17 protein-coding genes are annotated in these 14,349 nt (G+C 63.3%); 6 read left to right on the top strand and 11 right to left on the bottom strand.

Going from position 1 to position 14,349, the window contains the following annotated elements; genetic code table 11:
- Nucleotides 1-56 precede the first annotated feature (56 nt).
- From HMPREF2808_RS00665 to HMPREF2808_RS00650, 4 genes are read left to right on the top strand one after another with little or no spacing between them, the layout of a single operon-like run.
- Nucleotides 57-1,112 carry a metal ABC transporter solute-binding protein, Zn/Mn family gene (locus HMPREF2808_RS00665; RefSeq protein ID WP_070623037.1) on the top strand — a complete coding sequence of 352 codons (1,056 nt, stop codon included), beginning with the start codon at nt 57-59 and terminating at the stop codon, nt 1,110-1,112.
- Nucleotides 1,113-1,814 (top strand): metal ABC transporter ATP-binding protein, encoded by a 702-nt coding sequence (locus HMPREF2808_RS00660; protein ID WP_070623034.1) that lies wholly within the window; start codon nt 1,113-1,115, stop codon nt 1,812-1,814. It abuts the gene before it with no gap.
- Nucleotides 1,792-2,754 carry a metal ABC transporter permease gene (locus HMPREF2808_RS00655; RefSeq protein WP_210386945.1) on the top strand — a complete coding sequence of 321 codons (963 nt, stop codon included), beginning with the start codon at nt 1,792-1,794 and terminating at the stop codon, nt 2,752-2,754. Before HMPREF2808_RS00660 ends, HMPREF2808_RS00655 begins: the two co-directional genes overlap by 23 nt.
- 9 nt (nt 2,755-2,763) lie before the next feature.
- The gene (locus tag HMPREF2808_RS00650) at nt 2,764-3,603 is read left to right on the top strand and encodes a CE1 family esterase (protein WP_070522820.1); all 840 of its coding nucleotides are present in this window, start codon (nt 2,764-2,766) and stop codon (nt 3,601-3,603) included.
- Here the strand turns inward: HMPREF2808_RS00650 and HMPREF2808_RS00645 are convergent.
- From HMPREF2808_RS00645 to HMPREF2808_RS00610, 7 genes are all read right to left on the bottom strand, one after another.
- The gene (locus HMPREF2808_RS00645) at nt 3,600-4,244 is read right to left on the bottom strand and encodes an AAA family ATPase (RefSeq protein ID WP_070623028.1); all 645 of its coding nucleotides are present in this window, start codon (nt 4,242-4,244) and stop codon (nt 3,600-3,602) included. The two genes, HMPREF2808_RS00650 and HMPREF2808_RS00645, sit on opposite strands and share 4 nt — an antisense overlap.
- A complete protein-coding gene (locus HMPREF2808_RS00640; protein ID WP_010188884.1) occupies nt 4,241-4,975 on the bottom strand; it encodes an AAA family ATPase in 735 nt (244 codons plus the stop codon). The genes HMPREF2808_RS00645 and HMPREF2808_RS00640 overlap by 4 nt, the downstream gene beginning before the upstream one ends.
- A gap of 18 nt (nt 4,976-4,993) precedes the next feature.
- Entirely contained in the window at nt 4,994-5,944 is a 951-nt protein-coding gene (gene rlmB / locus HMPREF2808_RS00635; RefSeq protein ID WP_070562308.1) for a 23S rRNA (guanosine(2251)-2'-O)-methyltransferase RlmB, read from the bottom strand.
- 42 nt (nt 5,945-5,986) lie between these two features.
- Nucleotides 5,987-7,393: a cysteine--tRNA ligase gene (cysS, locus tag HMPREF2808_RS00630; protein WP_070623025.1), complete on the bottom strand. Its 1,407-nt coding sequence runs from the start codon at nt 7,391-7,393 to the stop codon at nt 5,987-5,989.
- 598 nt (nt 7,394-7,991) lie between these two features.
- A complete protein-coding gene (ispF, locus tag HMPREF2808_RS00620; RefSeq protein WP_070623019.1) occupies nt 7,992-8,483 on the bottom strand; it encodes a 2-C-methyl-D-erythritol 2,4-cyclodiphosphate synthase in 492 nt (163 codons plus the stop codon).
- Nucleotides 8,476-9,237: a 2-C-methyl-D-erythritol 4-phosphate cytidylyltransferase gene (gene ispD / locus HMPREF2808_RS00615; protein WP_070623016.1), complete on the bottom strand. Its 762-nt coding sequence runs from the start codon at nt 9,235-9,237 to the stop codon at nt 8,476-8,478. Before ispD ends, ispF begins: the two co-directional genes overlap by 8 nt.
- Nucleotides 9,209-9,793 (bottom strand): CarD family transcriptional regulator, encoded by a 585-nt coding sequence (locus HMPREF2808_RS00610; RefSeq protein WP_070522798.1) that lies wholly within the window; start codon nt 9,791-9,793, stop codon nt 9,209-9,211. Before HMPREF2808_RS00610 ends, ispD begins: the two co-directional genes overlap by 29 nt.
- Before the next feature lie 288 nt (nt 9,794-10,081).
- On the opposite strand from HMPREF2808_RS00610, the gene HMPREF2808_RS00605 reads away from it, so the two are divergent.
- A complete protein-coding gene (locus HMPREF2808_RS00605; RefSeq protein ID WP_070564066.1) occupies nt 10,082-10,657 on the top strand; it encodes a hypothetical protein in 576 nt (191 codons plus the stop codon).
- A gap of 176 nt (nt 10,658-10,833) precedes the next feature.
- Here the strand turns inward: HMPREF2808_RS00605 and HMPREF2808_RS00600 are convergent, their stop codons facing one another.
- Both HMPREF2808_RS00600 and HMPREF2808_RS00595 read right to left on the bottom strand, forming a co-directional pair.
- Entirely contained in the window at nt 10,834-11,067 is a 234-nt protein-coding gene (locus HMPREF2808_RS00600) for a hypothetical protein (RefSeq protein ID WP_070564069.1), read from the bottom strand.
- A 43-nt stretch (nt 11,068-11,110) separates the two neighbouring features.
- Nucleotides 11,111-11,320 carry a hypothetical protein gene (locus tag HMPREF2808_RS00595; RefSeq protein WP_070532290.1) on the bottom strand — a complete coding sequence of 70 codons (210 nt, stop codon included), beginning with the start codon at nt 11,318-11,320 and terminating at the stop codon, nt 11,111-11,113.
- 178 nt (nt 11,321-11,498) lie between these two features.
- Here HMPREF2808_RS00595 and radA point away from each other — a divergent pair, with 178 nt between their 5' ends.
- On the top strand, nt 11,499-12,881 hold the full coding sequence (gene radA / locus HMPREF2808_RS00590) for a DNA repair protein RadA (protein ID WP_070623013.1): 1,383 nt from the start codon (nt 11,499-11,501) through the stop codon (nt 12,879-12,881).
- On the opposite strand, the gene HMPREF2808_RS00585 is transcribed toward radA, so the two are convergent.
- On the bottom strand, nt 12,868-13,620 hold the full coding sequence (locus HMPREF2808_RS00585) for a hypothetical protein (RefSeq protein ID WP_070522784.1): 753 nt from the start codon (nt 13,618-13,620) through the stop codon (nt 12,868-12,870). The two genes, radA and HMPREF2808_RS00585, sit on opposite strands and share 14 nt — an antisense overlap.
- A 102-nt stretch (nt 13,621-13,722) precedes the next feature.
- On the bottom strand, nt 13,723-14,346 hold the full coding sequence (locus HMPREF2808_RS00580) for a carbonic anhydrase (RefSeq protein WP_070522781.1): 624 nt from the start codon (nt 14,344-14,346) through the stop codon (nt 13,723-13,725).
- Nucleotides 14,347-14,349 lie beyond the last annotated feature (3 nt).

The raw sequence follows: 14,349 nt of genomic DNA, 5'->3' as shown, positions 1-14,349 counted from the left end.
GTTTTCAACTTATTATCATTTGACAACAATTTTCACTAAAGCGTAGAAATAGGGACATGACCACTTCCCTCTCACGCCGCGCTTTCCGACGTCCCACCGCCCTCCTCTTCGCCGCCACCTTGGGTGCCGCAGCGCTGAGTGCCTGCTCCTCCGGTGATGACAACGCCGCCGGCGGCTCGGATGCCGGCTCCGACAAGGAGACCATCCACGTCGTGGCCTCGACCTCCATCTGGGCCGACGTTGCCCAGGCCGTCGTCGATACTGCACAGACCGACGTCAACATCGACGTCCGTCCCATCGTGAGTGGCAATGGCGTGGACCCCCATCACTTCGAGCCCACCGCGGCCGACATCGCGCGCGCTAACGACGCCGACGTCATCATCGCCGGTGGCGGCGGCTACGACGCATGGCTCTACCAGGCGGTCAAGAACCAGGACGAGATCATCCACGCCCTGCCGCTGACCGAGCATGACCATGGCGATCATGATCATGGAGAGCATGAGCATGGCGAGGAACACGACCATGCGCACGACCATGACCACGCTCACGAAGGCGAAACCGTGACCATGGACGAGGCCAAGAAGATCGCCGCCGAGCACCCCGAGCAAATCACCAACATCGATGGCAACGAGCACGTGTGGTACGACGCCGCGGCCATCGAGAAGGTGGCGACCGACGTAGCCAATCTCGTCAACGAGGCCAACCCGGAGGCCAAGGCCACCGCCGATCCTCTGGTCGAGCGCGTGGAGGGCCTGAAGGCACGCATCGAGAAGCTGCCTCAGCACAACTACGCGCAGACCGAGCCCATCGCGGACTACATCTTCAAATACACCGACAGCACCGACGCCACCCCGGAGGGCTTCCGCAAGGCCACCGTTGCTGAAGGCGAGCCCACCGCCGCCGACCTGGCGCACTTCCTCGAGGACATCAAGCAGGACAAGATCGACCTGCTCATCTTCAACCCGCAGACCGAAACCGACATGACCAAGCGCATTCGCACCGCCGCCGAGGACAAGAACATCCCGGTCGTCGAAATCGGTGAAACCCCGCCGGAGAAGACCAACTTCCTTGACTACTATGAAGAAGTCGTCAACGCACTCGAGGCCGCATAAGTGCTCATTTCCTTTAAGAATGCCGCAGTAGAACCACTGTGGTCTGACATGAACCTCGCCGTAGACCGCGGCGAGTTCATCGCCGTTTTAGGCCCCAATGGCGTGGGCAAGTCCACGCTGCTGGGAACTATCCTGGGTACCCGCCAGCTCACTGCGGGCAGCGTCGACGTCACGTGCCGCGTGGGCTTTATCCCACAGCAAAGAATGTTCCCGCAGGACCTGCCGCTACGCGCCCGGGATCTGGTGTCGCTGTCCCTCGCCCACGGCACGCTGCGCAACCGGCGCCCTGCCCGGGGACGCGTCGATGAACTCCTCGCCGAGGTCGGCGCCACCGGAATTGCCAACCGCCGCGTGGGCCAGCTCTCCGGCGGGCAGCAACAGCTCATCCGCCAGGCCCAGGCCCTGGCCAATGACCCGGAGCTCATCCTCGCGGACGAGCCACTACTGTCCTTGGACCCGGCGCGACAGCAGGCGACCGTCGCCAAGCTCGACGCCTGGCGCCACGAGCGCGGCACCTCCGTGCTCTTCGTTACCCACGGCATCAACCCGGTGCTGGGCGTGGTGGATAAGGTGCTCTACCTTGCACCCAATGGCCACATGTTCGGCACGGTCGATGAGGTCATGCGCTCCGAGGTGCTCTCGGAACTCTATGGCTCCTCCGTGACCGTTCTCAACGTCGATGGGAGGCTCATCGTTGTCTAGATTCATCGAAGATACCCAGTACCTGCTGGGCGTTGATTTCGTGCAATCCTCGCTCATCGCCTGCGCGCTGCTGGGAATCCTCTCCGGAGTGATGACCTCACTCATCGTCCTGCGCCAAATGTCCTTCTCCGTGCACGCCACCTCTGAGCTCGCGCTCATGGGCGCGGCCGCCGCCCTGCTGTTCGGCCTCAATATCGGCTTCGGCGCGATTGCCGGCGCCATCGTCGCCGCCATCATCCTGGCGGTGCTGGGACTGAAAGGCCAACAAGACAGCGCTATCGGCGTGGTCATGAGTTTCGGCCTGGGACTCTCGGTTTTGTTCCTGCACCTCTACCCCGGCAACGCCAAAACCGCGATGACGCTCCTAACAGGACAGATCGTTGGCGTCTCCTCCGCTTCGGTGTGGCTGCTCGCCGCCACGACCGCCATCATCGTCGCCGTGGTGGCGTTGTTCTGGCGCCCGCTGCTCTTCGCTTCTGCGGATCCCGTCATGGCCCAAGCCGCCGGCGTGCCGGTGAAGTCCCTAGCGGTCTGCTTCGCCATCCTCGTAGGCCTGACGGCCGCGCAGTCCGTGCAGATCGTCGGTTCCCTGCTCGTCATGGCTCTGCTCATCACCCCGGGCGCAGCGGCGGTACAGATTACCTCCTCCCCGCTGCGCGCGGTGGTGTGGTCCACCATCTTCGCGGAGGTCTCCGCCGTGGGCGGCCTGGTCCTCTCCCTGGCGCCGGGCCTGCCCGTCTCGGTCTTCGTCACGAGCATCTCTTTTGTTATTTACCTGGTCTGCCGCGGCATCGGCTGGGCTCGCAGCCGCAAGGCCGTCCGCGACGACGTCGCCGCCCGCCGCGCCTCCCAGGAACACTTCCGCGCCGCCACCGATCGCGCCGACGCCGAGACACACCACACCTCGACGCACGATGAGCACTGCGCGCATCAGGATTAGGCTAGATGCGTGACTTTGGAACGCCGTAGCCTCGAATTACAAGACCGCACCCGCACGTACCTCGTGTACCGCCCGAATGATGACGTCGAGCGCCAGAGAGACCTCCTCCTGTTCTTCCACGGCTCCCTGCAATCCGCGAACGTCATCCGCCGCTTCACTAACGGCACGTTCGATGACCTCGCCACCCGCCACGGCATGCTTGCGGTCTACCCCACCGGCGTGGAACAGCACTTTAACGATGCCCGCGCCACCCTGCCCGTCGCCGCGCGCGAGCTGGGCATCGATGACGTCGCCTTCACGCGCGCCATCCTCGACGAGCTGCGCGCGGAGCAGGAGATTAGCCGCGTGTTCCTCTGCGGCTTCTCCAACGGCGGGCAGATGGTTATCCGCTTGCTCTTCGACGCCCCCGGGCTTGCCGATGCCGCCTGCATCTTCGCCTCCACTCTCGGCGCCGGCGCCAACCATGCGCCCACCAATCCGGACTCGGCGTACCAACCCACCCCGGTCATGTTCGTCCACGGCACGGGCGACCGGCTCGCGCCCTATACGGGCGGAACGGCGGGCATTGACCCGAAGCGCACCCGCGGTGCCGTCACCGGCGCGCAGGAGAACGCCGCACGCTTCGCGGAGCTCAACCATGCCGCCGGCCCAGAGCGCACCCACCTTTTCCCCGACACCGTTGTCGACCGCTGGGAGCCGGCAGACGCCACCGGCGCGCCGGTCGAGCTCGTGAGCGTCGAGGGCATGGGCCACGTCATCCCGTCGGGCAACGAGCTGGACCCACGCCTGGGTAAAAACACGGATTCCTTCATCGCTGCCGAGCTCGTGGAGGAGTTCTTCGGCCTTTAAACCCGCCGCATCACTTCGGCGAGGGACTGAAACGCCAGCGTCTGTGTCACGTCGCGCAGCTCAAGGAAGAACCCATCTTCTGTAATTTCAACAATCCGCGCACCGGGGATGGCTGCCACAATCGGTGAGTGCGTCACCACGATGAACTGCGCACCCGCCTCCGCGGCGCGATGGATTTCCGCCATGAGCGTCATCTGCCGCACGAGCGAAAGCCCAGATTCCGGCTCGTCGAGGATGTAGAGCCCGCGCCCATCAAAGGAACGCTGCACGACGTCCATGACGGACTCGCCATGCGACATCGCGGTCGAACCAACGTTGTAGTGCGCCTCCGCTCGCAGGAAGTAGCCGTCCTTGGGCGCGGTGCCTAGCCGCAGGCTCGCCCACCTCCGGAGGGGATTGATGGGACCGGCGGAGCGCTGCACACCCCATATCCCACCGCGCTCAGGAAAGCCGTACTCGAAGGCAATGCCCTCGGCGAGCGTCGACTTTCCTACCCCGTTGTCCCCGGTCAGCACGGTCACCGGCGCACGCAGGTCCAGTCCTTGGCGTCGCAGCGCCACGAAACCAGGAACGGAGGACACCCACTCAGGTCCGTGGCCGCCGTCCAGCGCGGCATAGGCGTCGACATAGAAGTCTCTCATTCGCCCTCCCCAATAAGAAACGCGGCGGTCCCCAATGGATCGGCAAGGAACTCGCGCGCGGCGTGGACAGCTTCCGTCGCTTCGGGAGCGACGGGCGCAATCCCCTTGTCGCCGAACGCGTAGACGGTCGCGCCTTGCATGCTGAGGAAGACTGGCGAGTGCGTCGCGAGGATGACCTGCGCGCCCTGGGCGGCGAGGCGCTCGAGCTGCGTGACAACCTCGACCTGCCGGGGATAGGACAAGCCGTCTTCCGGCTCGTCGAGAATGATCATTCCGTCAGAATGGAAGCGTCTCTCGACGAGGGCGAGCAGACCCTGGCCGTGGCTGAGAAACGGCAAGTCACTGAGCGGATCGGGATTCTCCGGGCTGTGGATCTGGTGGTGATACTCGCTCAAGTTGAGGAAGGTCTCGCCGCGCAAGAAGTACACGTCGCGCGGGTTGTGCGCCCGCGAGCAGATGAGCCACTCGGGATAGTCCTCGTCGCCGGTGGCAAACCGGGCGTGGCGCGAGCCGCCCTCGGGATTGACGCCAAGCCCCACGGCGATGGCCTCGAGCAGCGTGGATTTTCCGGCGCCGTTATCCCCCACGACGACGGTCACGGGCGTAGGCAAACGCAAGGCGCCGCCGGGCAGCGCTGCGATGAGCACGCCCAGGCGGCGCATGTGTTCCGGCACGCCGGGCAGTCCCTCCCCAATAAGCTCCGGGGCGGGACGCACACTCGTGAGGAACATGGCGGCGAAAGCGTGAGCCTACTTCTGGGCCGCGCGGCGCTGGCGGGCGAACTCCGAAAGGACCGCACCTGCCGCCACGGAGGCGTTGAGGGATTCAACCCAGTCGGTCATGGGGATGGACATGATGGCATCGCAGTTCTCGCGGACGAGGCGCGAGATGCCCTTGCCCTCAGAGCCGATGACGATGACGACGGGGTCAGTGCCGCCGTTGTAGGTGTCGAGCGTGTGCTCGCCTCCCGCATCGAGGCCGACGACCTGGTAGCCAGCCTTCTGGAACTCCTGAACCGTGCGGGTCACGTTGGTCACGCGAGCTACTGGCAGGCGCGCGGCAGTGCCTGCCGAGGTACGCCAAGCCACCGCGGTAACGGAGGCCGAGCGACGCTCCGGAATGATGACGCCATGGCCGCCAAAAGCGGCAACGGAGCGGATGACCGCGCCGAGGTTGCGGGGGTCGGTGATGTTATCGAGGATGACGAACATGCCCGGTTCCTGGGCATCGCGTGCGCGATCCATCAGGTCATGGACGTCGGCATACTTGTACGGCGGGATCTGCAGACCAATGCCCTGGTGCATGCCGTTGCCGGTCATGCGGTCCATCTCGTGGCGCTGGACCTCAAGAATCGGGATGTTGCGGGTATTGCACATGGCTACGGCCTCAGACAGGCGGGCGTCGTTGCGCGTTCCCTGCACAATGTAGAGCGACGTTGCCGGAACCTTAGCGTGGAGGCACTCGATGACCGGGTTGCGGCCGACGACCATCTCCGCGGTCTCCTTGTGGTGGCGGCCCGAGTTGCGGCGTTCGCGCTCCAGCTTCGCCTTGTGCTTGGCGTGGTAGACGCGGTCCTCCGCCTTCGGCGTGGGCCCCTTGCCGGCTAGGCCCTTGCGGCGCTGACCGCCAGAGCCCTTCGTAGCGCCCTTCTTATTCGTCTTGCGGATACCTGCGCCGCCGCGGCCATGGGTACGTGCCATAGTTCTTACTCCTTATGTTGTCCTCGGCCTATGCCGAGGACGTTAATCCGCCAGGGACCAGGTGGGGCCGTCGGCGGTGTCAGTGATGCTAATACCCGCGGCTGCAAGGCGGTCGCGCACGGCGTCCGCAGTAGCCCAATCCTTTTCTGCGCGGGCGGTGGTGCGGCGCTCAAGTTCGGCCTGAACCAGGATGTCCAGGGCCGCATCAGCGCCGCTTTCTTCGCCACTATCTTTCCACTGTTCATCGAGTGGATCAAAGCCAAGAACCGCAGCCATGGCGCGCACCGCCCCGGCAAGGCGCTCGGCTTCCTCACGGTTGCCTTCTCCCAGCGCCTTATTGCCCGCGCGCACCGTGGTGTGGATTTCCGCCAGCGCCTTCGGGACAGCAATGTCATCGTTCATTGCGTCCTCGAAGGCCGCGGTCCACTGGCCCTTCTCGACGCCCTCGAACTTGCCCACGAAATCCTCGATGCGACGGTAGCCCGCCGCGGCCTCGGTCAGCGCTGCCTCAGAGTATTCGAGGACCGAACGGTAGTGCGCGGAACCCAGGTAGTAGCGCAGCTCCACCGGGCGGACGATCTCCAGCATGTTGGCAATGGAGAGTACGTTGCCCAAGGACTTCGACATCTTCTCACCGGCCATGGTGACCCAGTGGTTGTGCATCCAGTAGTTGGCGAACTTATCCCCCGCCGCATGGGACTGTGCGATCTCATTTTCGTGGTGCGGGAACTGCAGGTCCAAGCCACCGCAGTGGATATCGAACTCGCCGCCTAGGTAGTAAGTCGACATGGCCGAGCACTCAAGGTGCCAGCCCGGGCGGCCCTTGCCCCACGGTGTGGGCCAGGACGGTTCGCCCGGCTTAACCGCCTTCCACAGCGCGAAGTCCTGCGGGCTGCGCTTGCCCACGGCATCGGACTCACCCTGCTCCATATCCTCGACGCGGTTGCCAGACAACGCGCCATAGTCCGAGCCTTCCGTGGCATTCCACGCGGCGACATCAAAGTAGACGGAACCAGCACCGTCCTCGCCAGGCACGGCATATGCGAAGCCGGCGTCGATAAGCCGTTGCATGTACTCCACCATCTGCGTCACAAAGCCCGTCGCGCGCGGCTCCACGGAGGGCTGCAAAACGCCCAGGGTGTTATAAGCCTTGGTGAACTCGCGCTCATAGGTGGATACCCACTCCCACCAAGGGCGCTTATTCTCGGCTGCCTTGGTCAGGATCTTGTCATCGATATCGGTGACGTTGCGCACCAAGGCCACGTCATAGCCCTGCGCAAGCAGCCAGCGACGCAGGATGTCAAAGGCAACGCCGGAGCGCAGGTGCCCAATGTGCGGCTGGGACTGCGGGGTGGCACCACACAGGTAGATCGACGCATGGCCGGGACGAACCGGCTCGAACTCACGTTGGCTGCGGGTGGCGGTATCAAAAATGCGCAAAGTACTCACCCGGCCCAGTCTAATTGACCCCTTGATAGGATTTCACCACGGCCGATAGTCACACGGAGCAGGACTGGGCGCAGTGCCTGTCCATTCAACCCGATTTAGGTCGCGGATGGATGAGCAACGTCACTTTTAACACTGATACCTGGCGGCTTACAGCAGCGTGATGGGATTGTTCCGCACTCAATTGACCTAAGACAGGAAGGCGTCCCGTAAAAGGCATCTGTCACAAGGCATCTTTGGGTCCAAACGCCATCTGTAACGAATAAATGGCGTTTTCAGCCGTGAAAACGCCATTTGATTGATGCCTTTTGTCAGACGCCCTTTGCCAGATGCCTCCAGCACGTCGACGGAGGCACGCAACTGTTCACGGAGCTAACGGTAAAGCATAAGCTCGACGCGCCTGAGCTCGTCATATAAAGCGCGCTCCGCTTTCGAAAAGCGACCGGACTCTGCAAGAATCCGCAAATCTTCAGAGCTAAGGTTTTCACCAACCGCAGCTTCCAAGGCGTACAGGAGTTCGTCGTGCCGAGCACGAAGTGCCTCGGTATTGGTAATTCGCATTGTCAAAGCCACAGCGTCCTCCTTTTCTGATGACTTTACGTTAGGAATTGGGAGCGCGCCAGACCACGGCGGTGGCCACGGCTGCGCGGCCCTCCTTGCGTCCGGTGAAGCCAAGGTGATCCGTCGTCGTCGCAGAGACGGACACTGGGGCGCCGAGGATTTCGCTCAGCACGGACTCGGCTTCCTTCCGCCGCGGGCCCATCTTGGGGCTCTGTCCAACCAACTGTGCGGCGGCGTTGCCGATAATGAAGCCTTCCTTCTCCAGCAGCTCGCGGCACTCGCGCAGCAGCTGGGCACCGGAGACTCCGTTGTACTCTGGCCGGCCCACGCCGACGAAGGAGCCGAGGTCGCCGAGGTTGGAGGCGGAGAGCAAGGCGTCGACAAGCGCGTGGCTCACCACATCACCATCGGAATGGCCCTCGCAGCCATCCACGTCCTCGAAGAGGAGGCCTGCGATCCAGCAGGGCTTTCCGGGCTCAATCTGGTGGGCGTCGGTGGCGATTCCCACGCGCGGGATAATCGGGTTAGTCACTAGGCACCTCGAAGATGGTCGGTTCGGCCTCATCCGTCACGGCCTTGGCCAGGACGAGGTCGATGGGGGTGGTGATCTTGAACGCGAAGGTATCTCCCTGCACGGTCTCCACGCGCTCGCCGTGCCATTCCATGAGGCTGGCGTCATCCGTGGCGACGAAGTCAGGGTCCTGCGCCCAATAGTCTAGGTTGGCGCGGCGCAGCGCGGCCAGGTTAAAGCCCTGCGGCGTTTGCACAGCGCGCAGGCGGGAACGGTCCGGGGTGGACAGCACCACAGTCCCCTCCACCTCTTTGATGGTGTCCGCCACGGGAAGGACCGGGATGACTGCGGTGGCACCGTCAAGCACGCGCTTGGCGACGCGCGCGATCATCCCCGGCGGCGTCAATGCACGGGCGGCGTCGTGGATGAGCACCACGGCGTCCTCCTCCGGGATGGCCTGCAGACCCGCCCAGACGGAATCGGCGCGCTCACCCCCGCCGTGGACGATGCGAATGGGTACGTCAGAATCGATGCGGCCGAGGATGCTGGAGGCATAGTCTTCCATGGCCGGACTGACCAGCACGATGATCTCATCAACGAATTCGGAGGTGATCATCGCCCGAACGGAGCGCTCCAAGAGGGTGCGCCCGCGTAGCTCCACGTAGGCCTTGGGAACGTCTGCGCCGAGGCGTGTGCCCTGCCCGGCGGCCGCGACGAGAGCAATGACGCGGGGGGTGGGCTGGTCCTTAGTCTTCGTCGTCGAAGGAGAGGTCATCGAGATCGACGTCATTGTCAATGTCGGTGGTAATGGACTTGTCATCCACCAGGCCAGCGGCGCGGTGACGCTCGATGGTGGCGTTGATTTCCTCCATCATGGTGTCAGCCTTCTTCTCATCAACCGGCTTGGCCAGGGAGAGCTCACCGACCAGAATCTGGCGGGCCTTGGCCAGCATGCGCTTCTCACCAGCGGACAGGCCGCGGTCCTGGTCGCGGCGCCACAGGTCGCGTACGACCTCGGCCACCTTGTTGATGTCACCGGAGGCGAGGCGCTCCTGGTTGGCCTTGTAGCGGCGGGACCAATTTCCGGCTTCCTCAACGTCTACTTCGCGCAGAACGGAAAAGACCTTCTCGAGGCCTTCCTTGCCCACAACATCGCGCACGCCGACCATCTCAACGTTCTTGGAAGGCACGCGGACCACGAGGTCGGACTGGTTGATTTGGAGAACGAGGTATTCGAGCTCCTCGCCGCCCATCTCCCGGGTTTCAATCGCCGTAATCTTGGCGGCGCCGTGGTGGGGGTAGACGACGACCTCTCCGACCTTAAATTCCATTGCCACTCCTTGTGAAGCCTTTGAGACGGTGCCCATCGTGTGCTCTCGGCGTACTCTCGGTGGGCCGCATATACAGGGAATCTATTCTAGCACGCAGCCATCGTGCCCCGCTCCCCCGCCCGGGTACCGCCTGCCCGCCGCTTTACACCACGGTGACGCCCCATAGAAAGCTCGGCTACCCCCGGTCTACCCAAGGGGTTTGCTGGAAACTGTGTGCTTTCTCCCCAGAGGTACTAGGCTAAAGCGTTGATAAGCTTTGTGATCGCAATTCAATGGAGGACACTCACAGTGCAGTCCCTGAAGTCCGCCGCTCGCTGCGGTGCCATCATGTCAGTTACCGCCCTCTCCGCGCTGGCCTTGGCGTCCTGCTCGGCCGGTCATGTTGCTCAGACCGCGGAAAAGGTGATTGCTGTCGACGGCGCATCCGCAAGCTCCGAAGATGGAAAGGTGGCCGTGCGTGACGTCACCATTCAGGTTGAGCCGGACACCGGTGAGACCTCCCTCAAGTTCGTCGCCGTCAACCAGGGCTACAAGGTCAACGACGTCGTCCTCGAGTCTGTCAGCGTCGACGGCCAGGATGTTCCTCTGGAGGGCGTCGAGCCGCTCCCCCGCGATCATTCCCTCTTTGCTGATTCCCAGACGAACCTGGACCGCCTCCCCAAGGACGGCAAGGATAAGAACATCACTTACGTGACCACCTCCCTGGAGAACGAGGACTACGCCTTCGGCGGCTCCCGCCCGGTGACCTTCACCTTCAACACCGGCACCATTGAGGTTGATGCCACCGTGTCCGCCTCCCCGCTGCAGTCCGGTGACTTCGACCGCGACCCGCAGTCCACCGAAGGCTACGCCGAGAACAAGTAGGCCTTCTCCTCAAAGCACAACCGCCCCAGCTGCCAAAGTTTTCCCGGATCTTCGAATCAGGGGATTCAACTCCGTCAGTTGGGGCGGTTGCGTTTCGTATTAGTGCTTCCGTAGATGCACAAAGGCCACCGCATGAGATACACGCGGTGGCCTTTTCTACAGCGCCAGTGAGGTGCTTAGGCCTGAGAAGAGGTCATAGCCAGCACAACGATGGAGTTCACGATGCCCAGGGAGGACAGAGCAGCCGGAACCAGAAGAAGGTTCGGCGCCTGCGGGCCACCGACCTTAACCATCTGATCCATAACCTGGTTCAGCGGCTCTGGGTAGGTAGCAGCAGAAGCGGCCGGGGTGCCTGCAACGGCCAGAGAGGTAGCAGCGGCCAGGGCAACGAGGGTGCGACGAATCTTCATTTTGTCTCCTTGAATAGTGAGGTTTGTGTGTGAGAGGTCTGGACTAGGACAGCAGGTTCGACAGGAAGCCCAAGGAGGACAGGGCAGCCGGGACGAGGATGATGTTCTGAGCCTCGTAGCCAGCGGTGTTAGCAATCTGGGTCAGAACGGAAGCCAGCGGCTCCGGCGCCTGCGCTGCGGAAGCAGCCGGGGTACCAGCAAAAGCGATGGCAACAGCAGCGCCAGCGGCAACGAGAGTGCGACGAATCTTCATGAGAATTACCTTCTTACTAGAGAATCGGACAGATATGAAGAGGGACAGGCACACACATTGGAGTAACCTGCTTAACACTGTAACGCCTTCATGAGTAGCGCGCGCGGTAAGTGAAAGAAAGACCTACTTCATTTCACGAGCACACTGGATGTCCACGCGGCTTACTAGAGTGTGAGACATGGCAAAAAAGGTTCGTCCCGTCCACACGTGTTCTGAGTGTGGCTTCGTCTCCCCCAAGTGGCTTGGCCGCTGCCCTGAGTGCGGCTCGTGGGGGACGCTGCAGGAAACCGCGGCGACTCAAAGCAGTACCGCCGCCCAAGCCGCCGTGTCTGGGCGGCGCCCCACAGGCTTGACGCCGACGAGCCCGGCGGTGCCGATAACGACGGTCGGCGCGTCAGCGACGAAGGCCATCAATACCGGCATCGGGGAGCTTGACCGCGTTCTCGGCCGCGGCATCGTCCCTGGTTCGGTCGTGCTCATGGCGGGAGAGCCGGGAGTCGGCAAATCCACTCTGCTGCTGGAGGTAGCCTCCCGCTGGGCACAGTTGGGCCGCACCGCCCTGTACGCCACCGCGGAGGAATCCGCCGGGCAGGTTCGCGCCCGCGCGGAGCGCACCGGGGCTTTGCACGAGACGCTCTACCTTGCGGCCGAGTCAAACCTGGACGTCGTCTTTGGCCATGTAGAGCAGCTTAAGCCCAGCCTGCTTATCGTGGACTCCGTCCAAACCATGCACGCCGCCGGGGTCGAAGGCGTCGCTGGCGGCGTAGCGCAGTCACGGGCTGTGACCGCAGCGCTGACCACGCTAGCTAAAACCACCGGCATCCCTATCCTCCTCGTCGGGCACGTGACCAAGGACGGCAACGTCGCCGGACCACGCGTGCTCGAGCACCTCGTGGACGTTGTCTTGAACTTTGAAGGTGACCGCCAATCCTCACTGCGGCTGCTTCGCGGCCTGAAGAACCGCTTTGGCGCTACCGATGAGATGGGCTGCTTCGAGCAGACAGCGGCCGGAATCAGGGAGGTCGCGGATCCTTCCGGCCTCTTTCTCTCCCACCGCGGCAGCACCCCGGATGGCTCCGCGGTGACCGTCGCCATGGATGGTGTGCGCCCCATCTTGGCCGAGGTACAAGCGCTGACCGTCGATCCCGTGGCCAAGAACCCGCGGCGCGTGGTGACGGGGCTCGACGCCAACCGCGTCCCCATGGTGCTCGCGGTGCTGCAGGCCCGCGCGGGCGAGCGCACCAACGATAAGGACGCTTACGTGGCCACGGTGGGAGGGATGAAGATTCAGGAACCGGCCACGGATCTTGCCGTAGCACTCGCCACGTGGTCCTCCTTGCACGAGCAGCCGCTACCCCCGAAGACCGTGGTTATCGGGGAAGTCGGCCTCGCCGGCGAGGTGCGCCGCGTGCCCAACCTAGACCGCCGATTGTCGGAAGCGGCCCGCTTGGGCTACCGCCACGCCATCGTGCCGCCCGGGGAGATAGAAAGCGGCGGCGGTATGCAGGTGCGCCAAGCGGCAACGCTGAGCGAGGCTATCGCCGCCGTTAAAGCAGGTTGAACGGGAGCGCTGGGGAGTAGTTTTCCCCGATGACGGTATGCAGGAAGTAAGCACCCGGCTCGGCTTCCTCACGCTCGGTGCACTTGCCCGGTTCGGAGCGCTTGCGGGACCAATCCGCTTGGAAGTAGCGGGTCTCACCGGACTTGAAGGTCTGCTTGCCGGTTTCTACAGAGGCATAGCAGTCAGTATCGGCCCACACGCGCTCGTTAGAGCCCATCTTGTAAACCTCAAAGCGCAGCTGCTCTTCATCGAGGTCGATGGAGCAATCCTTTGTCGTCGGGTTAAAAACCTCCAGGTAGAAGGTCGGCATCTTGCCGGCCGGCACGCTGTCCTCATTGGTCTTGGCCAGCACCTTGAGGTCCTGGAGGGAGCACGTCGTCTTGGACGGGTCCACGGTCAGCTCATCCGGCTTCGCCTCTGAGGTTGGTTCTTCCTTGCCGGACTCGCCCGCCTCGGATTTCGCCGGTTCCGTCGAACCCGTCGCTTCGGCGGATTCCTTGGCTGAGGTGGGCTCCGTCGTTTCCGCTGCGGAGGTTGTTTTTTCCGAAGGTGCCAAGGTATCCGAAACCGCTGCCTGCTGCGACTCGGCCGCCGAGTCCTCCTTCGAACCGCCAAAGAGCGCGGTAGCAGCGAAGATAAGAACAACCACGAGTACCAAGATCGCCACGAGTGCGGCGACGCGACGACGCACGTAGATCTCTCGCGGCAGCTGCTTCGGGGTACGGGATGGCTCAGTCACAGGTCTTAGTTTAAGGGGACTCGAGCCCAACCCGGGCCAGCCCCAAGCCGCGTGTCTTGAGCAGCGGCTTCTACGCGCTTGGGGCCCGCCCAGCGCCCAGGGCTAATGAACTCCGTGCAGGACGACGGTTTCCACGCTGGAATCCTCAAGGAGGTAGCGCAGGCCGACGATGCCGAGCGTTCCGGCGTCGAGAAGCCGGCGTGCAGCCGGAATATCGGAGATGATCTGGGAAACCACCTGCGCGGTGTTTTCGCGCTCGAAGTCAGCGCGCTCTTCGCGGCCATCACGCTTGGCCACCATCGAGGCCGCGGCAACTTGCTCGATGATCGGGCGCTGCAGGCCCGTGGGCAATTCGCCACCATCCAGGAAGTCCTTGGCCGCGCCCACTGCGCCGCAGGACTGATGTCCCATGACAACGAGCAGGTTGGCGTGGAGGTTTTCTAAGGCATAATCCAGCGAGGCCATCACCGCGCTGTCCAAAATGTGGCCCGCGGTACGGATGACGAAGGCATCGCCGAAACCAATGTTGAACACGTGCTCGATCGGCGCGCGGGAGTCCGAGCAGGCCAATACGATGACGCGCGGATCCTGGCCCTGGGTCAGGCCAGCGCGCAGCTTCGCGTCCTGGTTAACGGCGATGAGGTTGCCCGTAACGAGGCGTTGATTACCTTGCTGGAGGGCTTCCCACACTTTCTGTGGATTTTGAGGAACTTTTGCTAAAGGCATGTT

The sequence above is a fragment of the Corynebacterium sp. HMSC078A10 genome (assembly GCF_001811565.1).
Lineage (GTDB): Bacteria > Actinomycetota > Actinomycetes > Mycobacteriales > Mycobacteriaceae > Corynebacterium > Corynebacterium hesseae.
The sequence above is the reverse complement of the archived record's forward strand: the minus strand, read 5'-3'. Positions and strand labels throughout refer to the sequence as shown.

Excerpts from the sequence above, each read along its gene's own strand:
- HMPREF2808_RS00665 (WP_070623037.1), top strand. The coding sequence starts at position 57 with ATGACCACTTCCCTCTCACGCCGCGCTTTCCGACGTCCCACCGCCCTC.
- HMPREF2808_RS00655 (WP_210386945.1), top strand. The coding sequence starts at position 1,792 with ATGGGAGGCTCATCGTTGTCTAGATTCATCGAAGATACCCAGTACCTG.
- HMPREF2808_RS00645 (WP_070623028.1), bottom strand. The coding sequence starts at position 4,244 with ATGAGAGACTTCTATGTCGACGCCTATGCCGCGCTGGACGGCGGCCAC.
- HMPREF2808_RS00640 (WP_010188884.1), bottom strand. The coding sequence starts at position 4,975 with ATGTTCCTCACGAGTGTGCGTCCCGCCCCGGAGCTTATTGGGGAGGGA.
- rlmB (WP_070562308.1), bottom strand. The coding sequence starts at position 5,944 with ATGGCACGTACCCATGGCCGCGGCGGCGCAGGTATCCGCAAGACGAAT.
- ispD (WP_070623016.1), bottom strand. The coding sequence starts at position 9,237 with ATGACCTCTCCTTCGACGACGAAGACTAAGGACCAGCCCACCCCCCGC.
- HMPREF2808_RS00610 (WP_070522798.1), bottom strand. The coding sequence starts at position 9,793 with ATGGAATTTAAGGTCGGAGAGGTCGTCGTCTACCCCCACCACGGCGCC.
- HMPREF2808_RS00600 (WP_070564069.1), bottom strand. The coding sequence starts at position 11,067 with ATGAAGATTCGTCGCACCCTCGTTGCCCTGGCCGCTGCTACCTCTCTG.
- HMPREF2808_RS00595 (WP_070532290.1), bottom strand. The coding sequence starts at position 11,320 with ATGAAGATTCGTCGCACTCTCGTTGCCGCTGGCGCTGCTGTTGCCATC.
- radA (WP_070623013.1), top strand. The coding sequence starts at position 11,499 with ATGGCAAAAAAGGTTCGTCCCGTCCACACGTGTTCTGAGTGTGGCTTC.
- HMPREF2808_RS00580 (WP_070522781.1), bottom strand. The coding sequence starts at position 14,346 with ATGCCTTTAGCAAAAGTTCCTCAAAATCCACAGAAAGTGTGGGAAGCC.